Below are 12,991 nucleotides of genomic sequence, written 5' to 3' on the forward strand. Positions count from 1 at the left end.
TTCCCCCGAAGGGGAACAGGGGCAGCGTTCGACTTGCATGTATTAGGCACGCCGCCAGCGTTCGTCCTGAGCCAGGATCAAACTCTCATCTTGAGAATTCGATCGATCAACACACCGTTGATCATTGTGCTCTTCAAACGTTTGCGTTTGTTTGTTTCTTGTGTTTGCCTCTTGAATCGAGACGCCCTACACATTGGTTCGTTGGTTGCTTTGTTCAGTTTTCAAAGGTCTACGTCTTTTGTTCTCTTTGGCGTTGCCGTAGCAACTTTTATATCTTATCAAGAGAATCAGTTATTGTCAATAACTTTTTTAGTATTACCTCAATATTTTTAATTCCTTAGTTAAGCGAAATACTCCATTTAATGAGTAACTTAACTATATGTCTTAAAACGTCTGTTTTTTTGAGGACAGGTAATAATATATCAATAAATATAGTTTACGTCAATAGAAAAAACGTTGTAATGCCAACGTTTTTAGTTCATTCGCTTTCGTTTGTTTCGCGCTCGATTTTATTCGCTTTTATCAGTTGTACTCAATAAAAATTCATGTTTTTTCTATAAAATGTTCGTTTTTTCTAGTAATTTCTATTATTCTCTAAAGATTAAGTGTAAAACTTATCAAATCTTTCTAGTTTTTGGTAAAATATAGTTAAAGTTTACCGCTAATCAAGAGGAGGACTCTGAATGAAAATATTAGTTGCTGACGATGATAAAGAAATTGTTGAATTATTAAGTATTTATTTACACAACGAAGGATACGAACCAATTACAGCTTATGATGGAAAAGAAGTATTATCAAAAATACGTACTCTATCAGATATAGACCTTGTTATTTTGGACATTATGATGCCAGAATTAGACGGAATGCAAATCGTTAAAACAGTGAGAAAAGAATCTCAAATTCCCATTATACTATTAACCGCCAAAACTACGGATATGGACAAAATCAAAGGTTTAGTTGCTGGCGCAGATGACTATGTAACTAAACCATTTAACCCCCTAGAAGTAATGGCACGTGTTAAGTCTTTACTAAGAAGAACCCAAACACAAGTATCTTCAGAACAACCAGATATACTAGAAATCAGTTCACTTGTTATTGACCGTGATTCTCATGAAGTCAAGACCATTAGTGGAAAACAGATACAATTGACTGCGTTAGAATTTGGCATCCTTTATTTATTAGCTTCACATCCAAATCGAGTTTTTAGTGCTGATGAAATTTTTGAACGAGTTTGGAAACAGGAAAGTGTTGTTTCAGCAAAAACAGTCATGGTCCACGTCAGTCATTTACGCGATAAAATCGAAGAAGCCACTGACGGAGAAAAGATTATCCAAACCGTGTGGGGAGTTGGCTACAAGATTGATGCGAAATAAAAAAGAACCAAAAAAAAGAATTACTCTGACATCAAAAGAAATTAGCGAGCTATTTGTTGAAGCAATTATTACTATTATTTTATTAGTAATTGTCAACATTACAATACTGATCGTACTTTCTTCTATAATAAGTAATACTCCGGCATTAAATGAAGCAGTATTTGAATCACGAACCAGTTTTGTAAGAAACTTCAATACAGATATTTTTCTTAATGGTAAGAAGCTTTTGTTCCCCGTTTTACTTATTTTAGATGGCATTTTTTTATACTGGCGTTTGATTCGACGTTATCGACAAATGCAGCAACGGCACATTATAAGCGAACTGCATTACATCGCAAACGGTCACTACGATCATCGTATTCCTTTTGAATTACGTGGAGATTTAGCGCGGTTAGTTGATAGTATTAATGGTTTAGTTGATAGTACGGCGACAGCCATTGAAGAAGAACGTCGTATTGAAAAATCAAAGGATGAATTGATAACAAACATTAGTCACGATATCAGAACACCTTTAACTTCTATTATCGGTTACTTAGGATTGATTGAAGACCGACAGTATCATTCTGAAGAAGATCTATTAAAATACACACACACAGCGTTTCTTAAAACAAAACAAATGAAGGCTCTTGTAGATGACTTATTTGAGTATACTAAAGCGCGCCAACCAAGTAATCCGGTTAACTTAACAACTTTTGATATGGTCCAACTAGTGGAACAACTAGCTGCTGACTTTGAGCTTGAAGCTCGTAACAATGGAATTACTATCGAAACTGTTGCGCAGCCACAACAACTTCTAATGGAAGGCGACACCGAAAAATTAGTTCGTGTGTTTAATAATCTTCTTTCAAACGCTTTAAAATATGGAAAAGATGCTGATAAAATTATCATTCAACTTGAGAAAACGGGAACTGAAGCTGTTATTTCTGTAAAAAATAACGGACAAATGATTCCTAAACAATCCCTAGATTCTTTATTTGACCGTTTTTATCGCGTAGAAGAATCACGTTCTCAAGAAACTGGAGGTACTGGGTTAGGCTTAGCGATTGCTCAAAGCATCATTGCTTCGCATGGAGGTTATATTTATGCGAAATCCAATCCTGATTGGACCTCTTTTATCATTCATTTGCCACTTACTAGCAATAATCAAACGACCAGTTGACGAAAACTTTTTTTTCAGCTATGCTAAATGCATCATATCAATACACAGAAAACCTAGTACATGATTTTGACCTTTCAGAGAGCTGATGTTTGCTGTGAATCAGTAGGAAAAATGATGGAATCCAGTTTTTAATGTTTCTTTTAATAAAGAACCTATACTCTTTGGTTACAAGAGACAAGTGCGGTTAATAACCGAACTTGGGTGGCACCGCGAACTATTTCGTCCCAAGCAAATAAGCTTGGGGCGGAATAGTTTTTTATTATATAATTTTTGAGGAGGAAGACTATTGTTAGCCATTAAAACAATTCGAGAAAACTTTGAAACAGTTAAAGAAAAATTACAAACACGAGGAGTTGCTGAAGAAACATTAACAGAATTTCTTCAATTAGATAAAGAGCGACGTCGTTTATTAGTTGAATCAGAAGAAAAGAAAAAATATCGAAACAACGTATCGGAAAACATCGCCCAAGCCAAACGTAACCAAGAAGATACCACAGAACAGATCGCTGAAATGCGTGAAGTTGGAAGTGAAATTAAAGAATTGGATAAAGAAATTACAACGATTGATGAAAAATTAAATACGATAGCGACAACTTTGCCTAACCTCCCCCATGATAGTGTTCCTATAGGAGAAGATGAAGAAGATAATGTAGAAGTACGAAAATGGAATGAGCCTCGCTCTTTTGATTTTGAACCAAAAAATCATTGGGAAATCGCCGAAAACTTAGATATACTTGATTTTGAGCGCGGTGCAAAAGTAGCTGGTAGTCGTTTTGTTTACTATAAGGGGCTAGGCGCTCGATTAGAACGCGCTTTATATAATTTTATGCTTGATCAACATATATACGATCAAGGGTATACAGAAATGATCCCCCCTTACACCGTAAATAAGCAAGCAATGTTTGGATCTGGACAGTTCCCTAAATTTACTGAAGACGTTTTTCAATTGGAAAATAGTGACCTAACGCTCATTCCTACAGCTGAAGTTCCTTTAGTAAATTATTATAGTCATGAAATTTTAAATGAAGACCAATTACCAGTTTACTTTACTGCATTAAGTCCAGCTTTTCGTTCAGAAGCTGGTAGTGCTGGACGTGACACCAGAGGACTCATTCGCTTACATCAATTCAATAAGGTAGAGATGGTTAAATTTTCAGATGAAAAACATTCCTACGATGAACTAGAGAAAATGACCGCAGATGCAGAAGACATTTTGCAAAAACTAGGCCTTTCTTATCGTGTAATCACTCTATCAACAGGGGATATGGGCTTTTCAGCCGCAAAAACTTATGATTTGGAAGTATGGATCCCTGCACAAAATATGTATAGAGAAATTAGTTCTTGCTCGAACTGCGAAGATTTCCAAGCACGTCGGGCTATGGTTCGTTACCGTGATACAGATGAAAAATTACATTATGCCCACACATTAAACGGTTCAGGGCTTGCTGTCGGACGCACAGTGGCTGCCATTCTAGAAAATTATCAAAACGCTGACGGTACTGTAACGATCCCTGAAGTTCTGGTACCTTACATGGGTGGCATGACTAAAATTAGTTAAAAAGAAAAAATAGAATATAAACTTCTTTAATAAAAAATCCGAACTGTATAGATAAGATTCTCTTCGTAAAACCTGCTCAAAAGCGGGGAGAAACTTTCTATAGTTCGGAATTTTTATCTTATTTGACCCTAGCCTTTTTCCTTATTGTTCAAATGAATAATTAGGTGCTTCTTTCGTAATTTGAATATCATGCGGATGCGATTCTTTTAACCCATTACCGCTCATTTGAATAAATTGCGCATCATCACGTAAAGCTTTTAAATTTGCCGCTCCTACATAACCCATACCAGAGCTTAATCCGCCTAACATTTGAAAAATAATATCTGCTGCACGACCTTTATAAGCGACGCGACCTTCAATACCTTCTGGAACTAATTTATTCGCTTCATTAACACCACCCTGGAAGTAACGATCACTCGAACCTTTTTCCATCGCGCTAATGGATCCCATTCCTCGATAAGTTTTGAAACGACGCCCCTGATAAATTTCAAATTCTCCAGGGGATTCTTCTGTACCTGCCAACATACTACCTAACATTACAGCATGTCCACCTGCTGCTAATGCCTTCACAATATCACCAGAAAACTTAATCCCGCCATCAGCAATAATGGTCTTTCCATACTTACGTGCCACAGAAGCTGCATCATAAACAGCTGTTAATTGGGGCACACCTACACCAGCAACAACACGAGTCGTACAAATAGATCCGGGCCCGATCCCTACTTTTACCACATCGACCCCAGCATCATATAAAGCTTTTGTTCCTTGGGCTGTAGCCACATTGCCAGCAATTAAAGTCGTTTGTAGAAACTGTGTGCGAATTTCTTTAATTTTACGTAAAACACCAGCACTATGTCCGTGTGCAGTATCCACCACAATAGCGTCAGCTCCCGCATCTAATAGGGATTGGGCTCGCTCAAAAGTATCACTAGTAATCCCTACCGCTGCAGCAACCAACAATCGTCCATGCTGATCTTTCGCAGCATTAGGAAACTGGATGACTTTTTCAATATCTTTAATGGTAATCAATCCACTTAAACGACCACTATCATCAACAATAGGTAATTTTTCAATTTTATGAACCTGCAAAATTTCTTCTGCATCTTCCAACGAAGTTCCTTCAGGAGCCGTGATTAAATTTTCTCTTGTCATAATCTCGCCAATAGTCATTGAATAATCTGTAACAAAACGTAAATCCCGATTGGTCATAATCCCAACGAGTTTTCGATTTTCTAATGTCTCTACTACAGGAATCCCGCTAATTCGATAACGACTCATCAATTCTTCTGCTTCAGAAACAAGATGTTCAGGAGTTAAAAAGAACGGATCTATAATTACTCCACTTTCAGAACGTTTTACTTTGCGTACTTCATCTGCTTGTGCGGCAATGGACATATTTTTATGAATGACACCAAGTCCACCTTGTCTAGCCATTGCAATAGCCATATTGCTTTCTGTTACACTATCCATACTGGCACTTAAAATAGGGATATTTAAGTGTATATTTTCAGCTAATTTTACTCGCATATCAACATCATCTGGTAGTACTTGACTTTCTTGAGGGACAAGTAAAACATCATCAAACGTGATTCCTTTTTTTTCAAACTTCGTTTCCCAGTTGGACATTCCTTGTAACACTCCTTTAATTTTAAATTAGTGGAAATTTTCCATCACTACTAGCTAACCCCACCAAATATTTTATTTTAATGAAAATAGCAAAATTTACCCATGAAGTCAACTACTTTATCTTTTATCATAAAAAAACAAAGACCCTCATGAAGAGTCCTTGTTCGTTTACTTTCTAGGCATCGATAAGCTGCCAACAATATTGTATTTCTTCTTCAAATAATAACGAAGCAATAAAGCAGCGCCTCCGAGAAGAACCAAAAAGAACGGATCTAGTACTGGATTAATTGCGCCTGGCAATAAGGCGGATAACGAAATCACTGCTGTCCATACAAAAAAAGAAGCGATTAAAATCAATATTGATTTCCATAACTTGGGCCGTTGACTTTTATCAGCTCCCGGGCGTTCATATTGATACATATACTTGTACATTAAATAAAAGACCCAGCCACCAACCATTGCCATTAAAATTAATGTAATAATCCCATAAACTTGATTATTTTGATTAGAAAATAACCCTATGATCCCCATCATTAATCCAAAGACACCTAAAATCAATAACGTATTATCTACCCACATTAAAACTGGGTTCGTCGTATTATCTTGATTGTTACTTGGCGTAGCTAAAATTTGTTCCGTTCGTTCTGAAACCGTTCCATAAAGTTGTCGAGCTGTACGGCCAGTGCTTTGCTCCTGCACTAACACTGGTAACATCTCATGTAGAGCTTGTACTTTTTCTTCTTCTGAGAGATTCGCAGCATCAAGCGCCTTATTCAAATCAAAAATATACTGTTGATTTCTTTTCGTTAATTTTTGTTCCCATTCACGATTTTCTGCCGCATACTCTCGCAGCTTTTCTGCTTCCATGGTCTTTGTTTCTCCCTTCTTGCCTGATCAAACAAGCATTTGACAAGAGTTATTCTAACATAGTTCATACCTGTTGTAATAGTTTATTATACATTGAAACGAAATAACATGACATCGCCATCTTGGACGACATAGTCCTTACCTTCCAAACGAACACGTCCTGCTTCTTTAGCAGCATGCATACTTTCATACTTATCAAGATCTGTAAAAGATACCGTTTCTGCACGAATAAATCCACGTTCAAAATCGGAATGGATGATTCCTGCAGCTTGTGGAGCTTTAATGCCCTTATTAAATGTCCAAGCGCGAACTTCTGGTTCGCCAGCAGTAAAATAAGTCGCCAATCCCATTAAATTAAATGAAGCACGAATCAACTGATCTAGCCCGCTTTCCTTAATCCCTAGATCTTCTAGAAATTCTGCCTTATCCTCGTCATCTAACTCAGCAATTTCTTCTTCGATTTGAGCACAAACGGTAATAACTTCTGCATTTTCTGTAGCTGCAAAGTCTTGTACTTTTTGCACATAAGGATTATTTGTTGGATCTTGTACATCTTCTTCTGCCACATTAGCTACATATAAAATAGGCTTAATAGTTAACAAGAAAAGATCCTTTACAATAGGTTGCTCTTCTTCAGAAAACTCAATGGTTCGTGCTGATTTTCCTGCTTCTAAAGTGGATTTAATCTTATCTAAAACAGCTAATTCAGCTATAGCTTCTTTATCTTTTGTTTTAGCTACTTTTTCAACGCGATTATATCGCTTGTTTACTGTTTCCAAATCAGCTAAAATTAACTCTAAATTAATGGTTTCGATATCAGCTAAAGGATCAATTTGCCCTTCTACGTGAGTGATATTCTCATCTTCAAAGCAGCGGACCACATGACATATCGCATCTACTTGTCGAATATGACTTAAAAATTGGTTCCCAAGGCCTTCCCCTTCACTTGCTCCTTTAACAATACCAGCAATATCAGTAAATTCAAATGTTGCAGGGGTCGTTTTTTGAGGCTGAAACAAATCAGTTAACCGTTGCAAGCGCCGATCAGGTACTTCTACCATCCCTACGTTGGGATCAATCGTTGCAAAAGGATAATTTGCTGCTTCTGCCCCAGCTTTTGTAATTGCGTTAAACAAAGTGGACTTTCCTACATTAGGTAATCCAACAATTCCAGCAGTTAATGCCATCTACTCTCACTCTTCCTTTTTCTTTTCAATAACCTTTTTCATTTTCTTTTCAAACTCACGACGTGTCATCATGACAATGTGCCCACAATTTTCACATTTTATCTTAATGTCAGCTCCCATGCGTATGATTTGCCATCGATTAGTCTGACAAGCATGAGGCTTTTTCATTTCTACAGTATCACCTAAGTCATACATAAGCATTCTCCTTATCATTCTTCATCAAAATGAATATTTAAAATGTCCAATATACGCGTCAAATCATTTTGCGATAAATAATCGATCTCGATTTTTCCTTTTCCTTTTCTTTCTTTAATTTGTACACTAGTCCCAAACTTGTCCATCAAACGATCTTCACTTTCTCGTAAATAGTAAGGTTTTTCTTTCACCACACGAGGAACTTTTTTCTTATCTTTGACTTCATTTGCGTCTATAACCAATTGTTCTAATTGCCGAACAGTCAAATTTTCTTTCACACAACGGTTGGCAAGCTTTAACATCTGCTCTTTATCCTTCAATCCCAATAAAGTTCGAGCTTGTCCCATAGATAATCGATCTTCTTGTACCATTTCTTTTACTAATTTTGGCAAAGTTAATAGGCGTAAATAATTAGCAATATAAGGACGACTTTTACCTAAGCGTTCAGCGACTTCTGCTTGAGTCAAATGAAGATTATTCATTAACATCTCGTAAGCTTCTGCTTCTTCTAAGGGATTCAAATCTTCCCGCTGTAAGTTTTCTAAAACAGCCACTTGCATCATTGCTTCTTCGTCAAAATCACGAATGATCGCAGGAATTGTTTCTCTTTTGGCTAATTTAGAAGCTCGGAAACGACGCTCTCCTGCAATGATTTCATATCCCTTTACTGTCGATTTACGTACAATAATAGGTTGAAAGACCCCTGATTTTTCAATCGAATTCGCTAATTCTTGCAACGATTTTTCTTCAAATGTTTTCCTCGGTTGATAAGGATTCGGACGTAACTCATTTAATGAAAGTTCAACGATTTTTTCCGTTGCTACGTCTACCTCTTCAATATCTGACAGATCTTGAAACAATGCGTTAATTCCCTTTCCCAAACTTTTATTTTGCTTTTTCACGAACCAACACTTCCTTTGCTAATGCTTGATAGACCTCAGAACCCTTGGACCGTAAATCATAATCAACGATAGATAATCCGTGACTAGGGGCTTCAGATAGACGAACGTTTCTTGGAATAATCGTATGATAGACCTTTTCTTGGAAATAACGGCGAACTTCTTCAACAACTTCTACACCTAGATTAGTACGGGCATCATACATGGTTAACAAAACACCTTCGATTTCCAATTCGGGATTAAAATGCTTTTGTACCAAACGTACAGTATTTAATAATTGACTCAAACCTTCTAAAGCATAGTATTCACACTGAACAGGGATCAAAATGGCATCGCTAGCTGTAAATGCATTAATGGTTAAATGCCCTAATGAAGGAGGGCAATCAATCAAAATAAAATCATATTGATCTTTAATATCATTAATCGCTGTTCGCAAACGAGACTCTCTAGCCATTAACGAAGTTAGCTCAATTTCTGCTCCTGCCAATTGGAGAGTCGCTGGGACAACATCCAAGTTGGAGCGAGTACTAGGTAATATAGTATTTTCGATATTAATTTCATTAATTAATACATCATAAACATCCTGTACTACATCAGGTTTGCGTATGCCTACACCACTTGTCGCATTCCCTTGCGCATCGATATCTACTAGTAAAACTTTTTTTCCTAAATAAGCCAAACACGCGCCTAAACTAACCGCGGTAGTCGATTTACCAACACCGCCTTTTTGGTTTGCCACAGAAATAATACGAGCCATAAAAACTTTCCTCCTCAATAGAGGCTGGTAAAGGAGAAATTCCCTCACACCTTGCCTTTAAATGATTATTTAATCGGCTTTTTATTCGGTAAGCCTGGTTTTCTTGGATACTTTTTTGGAGTTTCCTTTTTCTTTGCAATAACTAAGACATGTCGTTGGTCTTGTGTATTAGGTAAATAAACTTCTCTATCTTCTATGAACTTCCCCCCTAAGAGGGCTATAGCTCCTTTAGCTTCTACCAATTCTTCTTGACTCTTAGCTGCTTTTAGCGCATAAAAATAACCGTCTTTTTTTACCAATGGTAAACAGAGCTCACTTAATACATCTAATCGCGCGACGGCTCTTGCCATTACATAATCATAAAAACCCCGATGATTTTTTTCCTGACCAAATGTTTCCGCACGAGCGTGAAACAATTCGACTTGTTTTAAATCTAATTCGGCAATTAATGCACGCAGAAAATTAATTCGTTTATTTAATGAATCAACAATGGTTACTTTTAATTCAGGAAAAATGATTTTCAGAGGAATACTTGGGAAGCCTGCACCAGAACCGATATCACAGATAGAAGCTCCTTGATTTAATTCAAATGAAAAAGCTAACGCTACTGAATCATAAAAATGTTTTAAATAAACTTCGCTTTTATCCGTAATTGTCGTAAGATTGGTTTTTTGATTCCATTTTACCAAAAGCTCATAATAATCTTCAAATTGGGCCATTTGTTTTGAAGATAGTTCAATATGATATTCACGAAGTTTTTGCCGAAATTCTTCAGGTAACATATTTATCCCTTTCTTAATTGTGAAACAGCCATTGTTTCACGAACTGTTTTCTACTGTAACGTAAAATATTTATCTTCGCAATAGGCGACCATGCATTTATTTCCCCTATTTGAAAAATAAACACACTTGCCTTAAATAAAGACAAGTGTGTACGTCTTATGCACGAGCAGATTTATACCAAAAATATTTATATAAAGAAGCATAACGTCCGCGGTATTTTTCCTGCCATGGTTTTTCTTTCCCACAAAAATGTAAAAAAACGTTGTTACAGATCACCCAATTTAGATCCCATTCACCTCTACTAATTGTATCGTAAGTAGCGTTTTTTCTTACATCGTAATTATAAATTTCATCAGGAATAGGCAAGATTTTATCTCCATACAACCCATTTAAAATATCTTGATCTGGTAATAAAAGATTGTATTGATTATCTTCAATAAATTGAAAAATATCTTCTGCCTGAATCTCTTCACGAGCTTTTGCTAAATTAATGAGTAAAACTCCTGAATTATAATAGCCTTCTGCTTCATAATTTTTTAATCGCACTTGATTAATCATTTTTGTTACATTAGTTAATTTTTTGTGGCTCGCTGCTGCATACAAATATCCCTGAAGATCAAGTTCATACAAACTAGAAAAATCATTAATACATAACACATCTGCATCTAAATAAAGTATTTTGTTCACGCTTTTAGGCAAGTATTTATGTACCATAAGACGATAATAAATCGTTTCTGGATAACGAGAAGAAATAGGAGCATTATCAAATAATCGATCCTCTCCGATCACAAGTGGAATGTATTCCATTTCCCATCGCTTACAAAATTCTTTAACCTCTTCTGTTTGTTTTAATAATTTCTTTTGTAGAACATAAATCGTAAAATGATGTTCATAAGCTGCATTTTGATAAATAGAAAATAAGGTCGTTTTCATCTGTTCAACAAAATTATCATCGATCGAAAAAAGTAAATTGATTTGCATTCGCTTTTCTCCTTCAATCTTTGCAGTATTTACGTCCAAACTTCATTATATAATAGTGATTCATAAAAAAACATCAGCAATAATGATCCGTTTCACGTGAAACAAACATTCCCGCTATATTGGATGGACGTTGTTAATCGTTGCGGATTTGCGACGAAGACCTGCTAAACCGCAGGAGAAATCTCTCTATAGTTCGAATAGTTTACTATTAATAGGATTTATGTCACAGGCTCTTTTTTATTAACGTAACGAATCCCACGGAGCAAGATCTTCTTTCTCTTTAGCGGCAACATGTTTATCTTCTGCTTGTAAGTATTTGTTTTGAACAACGACTTCATAGACATAATCATCAAACCAAGCATCTGACATAATAAAATAACCCTTATCTCCAAGTTTCTCTCCCCAACTATTTTCTACTTTCCATTTTGTTGGTTGGTCATCAATAAGGTCAACGCCCGTCATTGTCATTGCATGGCTTACTTCTCCATCGCGTGTGGCTAAACGTTCTGCTTTGTTCAGATGTAAATCTGTATCAAAAAGTTCACTTTTTTTGAAATAATTTGGATCTAAAATTCCTTCTTTACGGTCCATATCTTTTACTACATCGCAACCAAACCACACCGTTTGCCCGTCTTTTAAAGAAGCTATTACTGCTTTTTTCATAGCAGTAATTCCCACATTAGCTAATTCTATCTTTTTCCCAGAAAATATATAGTCTTGGCTTGGCAATCCATACTTTTTCCCATATTCGTGATCAGGAGCATCTGCTAAGACCGTATATTGATCAAAGTCAACAGCCACATAGTCTTTAAAAAAAGTAGTTGGTGTTAAATTTCGAATATTATAATAGTTGTTGTCTTTATCTCGATATTCAAAGTCAAAAGAAGCCGGCGGTGTACCAAAAGCATAAACCAACATACGGTAAATTTCACGTAAGCAATCTACTTTATAAGCACGTAAATCCTCTTCATGAGTCGGAGTAACGACCATTTTTTTCATATGCGCTACCGCTTTATGCAATTTCAAATTAATCATTGAAGAAATCTCAGCTGTTTTATCGCTATTATAAGTTTCTGGCATAGCGCTTTTAGGGACTAGACCATACTTATTGATCAATGCAGGACCATTTGCCCACTGTCCCCCGTCATTGTCTCCCCATTCAAGCATAGCTAAAAACTCGCGATCATCTTCTGGTTGATCAATTAGCTGAATCGCCCACTCTAACATTTTATTCGCCTTTTCTAAGCGATCATAAAAAGAAAGATAGTTTTGTGAAAACTGAAAATCTTTTAAATTATACTTTTTAGCAAAATCATGGCGCAAAGTATTTAAAGTAGCAAACAGCCAACACCGTCCGCTTTGCTTTTGATGCGTTACATCGCCCGTTTCCACTTCAACAGAAAACACCCGATTTAAGGCTGCCCTTGCATCAAGACTTTTGCTAGTAGCATTCACACCATTTTCTTGCACAGCACGAGCGATCACATGACTCGCTGGCACCTGCTTTAAGTCATCTGCAAAGTTAGCCAAATCTGCAAAAGATAAATCTTTAGACATTTGCTTCACTCTTTTCCGCTTATTATTTTTTTCACTGGATAAAGTTTATC

12 protein-coding genes, 1 rRNA gene and 1 other annotated feature are annotated in these 12,991 nt (G+C 36.3%); of the genes, 3 read left to right on the top strand and 10 right to left on the bottom strand.

What is annotated here, in order from left to right; translation table 11 throughout:
* Positions 1-93: ribosomal RNA gene (locus G577_RS0103715) — 16S ribosomal RNA — on the bottom strand; the annotation flags it as partial.
* 590 nt (positions 94-683) lie between these two features.
* Between G577_RS0103715 and croR the strand changes: the two genes are divergently transcribed.
* From croR to serS, 3 genes are all read left to right on the top strand, one after another.
* Positions 684-1,373: a response regulator transcription factor CroR gene (gene croR / locus G577_RS0103720; protein ID WP_028790024.1), complete on the top strand. Its 690-nt coding sequence runs from the start codon at positions 684-686 to the stop codon at positions 1,371-1,373.
* The gene (locus tag G577_RS0103725) at positions 1,363-2,532 is read left to right on the top strand and encodes a sensor histidine kinase (RefSeq protein WP_028790025.1); all 1,170 of its coding nucleotides are present in this window, start codon (positions 1,363-1,365) and stop codon (positions 2,530-2,532) included. Before croR ends, G577_RS0103725 begins: the two co-directional genes overlap by 11 nt.
* A 34-nt stretch (positions 2,533-2,566) precedes the next feature.
* Positions 2,567-2,762: a binding site (T-box leader), on the top strand.
* Positions 2,763-2,818: 56 nt separating this feature from the next.
* A complete protein-coding gene (serS, locus tag G577_RS0103730) occupies positions 2,819-4,090 on the top strand; it encodes a serine--tRNA ligase (protein WP_028790026.1) in 1,272 nt (423 codons plus the stop codon).
* 141 nt (positions 4,091-4,231) lie between these two features.
* Here the strand turns inward: serS and guaB are convergent, their stop codons facing one another.
* From guaB to G577_RS0103775, 9 genes are all read right to left on the bottom strand, one after another.
* Positions 4,232-5,716, bottom strand: a complete 1,485-nt coding sequence (guaB, locus tag G577_RS0103735; RefSeq protein ID WP_028790027.1) for an IMP dehydrogenase — start codon at positions 5,714-5,716, stop codon at positions 4,232-4,234.
* A gap of 168 nt (positions 5,717-5,884) precedes the next feature.
* Positions 5,885-6,583 carry a DUF1129 domain-containing protein gene (locus G577_RS0103740; RefSeq protein WP_028790028.1) on the bottom strand — a complete coding sequence of 233 codons (699 nt, stop codon included), beginning with the start codon at positions 6,581-6,583 and terminating at the stop codon, positions 5,885-5,887.
* An 86-nt stretch (positions 6,584-6,669) separates the two neighbouring features.
* The gene (gene ychF, locus G577_RS0103745) at positions 6,670-7,770 is read right to left on the bottom strand and encodes a redox-regulated ATPase YchF (protein WP_028790029.1); all 1,101 of its coding nucleotides are present in this window, start codon (positions 7,768-7,770) and stop codon (positions 6,670-6,672) included.
* Between the two features lie 6 nt (positions 7,771-7,776).
* Entirely contained in the window at positions 7,777-7,965 is a 189-nt protein-coding gene (locus G577_RS12425; protein ID WP_014125866.1) for a DUF951 domain-containing protein, read from the bottom strand.
* Between the two features lie 14 nt (positions 7,966-7,979).
* Complete coding sequence (locus G577_RS0103755) at positions 7,980-8,867, bottom strand: ParB/RepB/Spo0J family partition protein (protein WP_028790030.1); 888 nt, start codon at positions 8,865-8,867, stop codon at positions 7,980-7,982.
* A complete protein-coding gene (locus G577_RS0103760) occupies positions 8,851-9,621 on the bottom strand; it encodes a ParA family protein (protein ID WP_028790031.1) in 771 nt (256 codons plus the stop codon). Before G577_RS0103760 ends, G577_RS0103755 begins: the two co-directional genes overlap by 17 nt.
* 65 nt (positions 9,622-9,686) lie before the next feature.
* Entirely contained in the window at positions 9,687-10,403 is a 717-nt protein-coding gene (gene rsmG / locus G577_RS0103765) for a 16S rRNA (guanine(527)-N(7))-methyltransferase RsmG (protein ID WP_028790032.1), read from the bottom strand.
* 156 nt (positions 10,404-10,559) lie between these two features.
* Positions 10,560-11,384 (bottom strand): glycosyltransferase family 8 protein, encoded by an 825-nt coding sequence (locus G577_RS0103770; protein ID WP_174705889.1) that lies wholly within the window; start codon positions 11,382-11,384, stop codon positions 10,560-10,562.
* Between the two features lie 240 nt (positions 11,385-11,624).
* The gene (locus tag G577_RS0103775; RefSeq protein ID WP_028790034.1) at positions 11,625-12,941 is read right to left on the bottom strand and encodes a C1 family peptidase; all 1,317 of its coding nucleotides are present in this window, start codon (positions 12,939-12,941) and stop codon (positions 11,625-11,627) included.
* Between the last annotated feature and the right edge of the window lie 50 nt (positions 12,942-12,991).

The sequence above is a fragment of the Tetragenococcus muriaticus DSM 15685 genome (assembly GCF_000423785.1).
In the GTDB taxonomy this organism is placed as follows: Bacteria; Bacillota; Bacilli; order Lactobacillales; family Enterococcaceae; genus Tetragenococcus; species Tetragenococcus muriaticus.

Excerpts from the sequence above, each read along its gene's own strand:
- ychF (WP_028790029.1), bottom strand. The coding sequence starts at position 7,770 with ATGGCATTAACTGCTGGAATTGTTGGATTACCTAATGTAGGAAAGTCC.
- croR (WP_028790024.1), top strand. The coding sequence starts at position 684 with ATGAAAATATTAGTTGCTGACGATGATAAAGAAATTGTTGAATTATTA.
- G577_RS0103775 (WP_028790034.1), bottom strand. The coding sequence starts at position 12,941 with ATGTCTAAAGATTTATCTTTTGCAGATTTGGCTAACTTTGCAGATGAC.
- G577_RS0103740 (WP_028790028.1), bottom strand. The coding sequence starts at position 6,583 with ATGGAAGCAGAAAAGCTGCGAGAGTATGCGGCAGAAAATCGTGAATGG.
- G577_RS0103770 (WP_174705889.1), bottom strand. The coding sequence starts at position 11,384 with ATGCAAATCAATTTACTTTTTTCGATCGATGATAATTTTGTTGAACAG.
- G577_RS0103725 (WP_028790025.1), top strand. The coding sequence starts at position 1,363 with ATGCGAAATAAAAAAGAACCAAAAAAAAGAATTACTCTGACATCAAAA.
- G577_RS12425 (WP_014125866.1), bottom strand. The coding sequence starts at position 7,965 with ATGTATGACTTAGGTGATACTGTAGAAATGAAAAAGCCTCATGCTTGT.
- G577_RS0103760 (WP_028790031.1), bottom strand. The coding sequence starts at position 9,621 with ATGGCTCGTATTATTTCTGTGGCAAACCAAAAAGGCGGTGTTGGTAAA.
- rsmG (WP_028790032.1), bottom strand. The coding sequence starts at position 10,403 with ATGTTACCTGAAGAATTTCGGCAAAAACTTCGTGAATATCATATTGAA.
- guaB (WP_028790027.1), bottom strand. The coding sequence starts at position 5,716 with ATGTCCAACTGGGAAACGAAGTTTGAAAAAAAAGGAATCACGTTTGAT.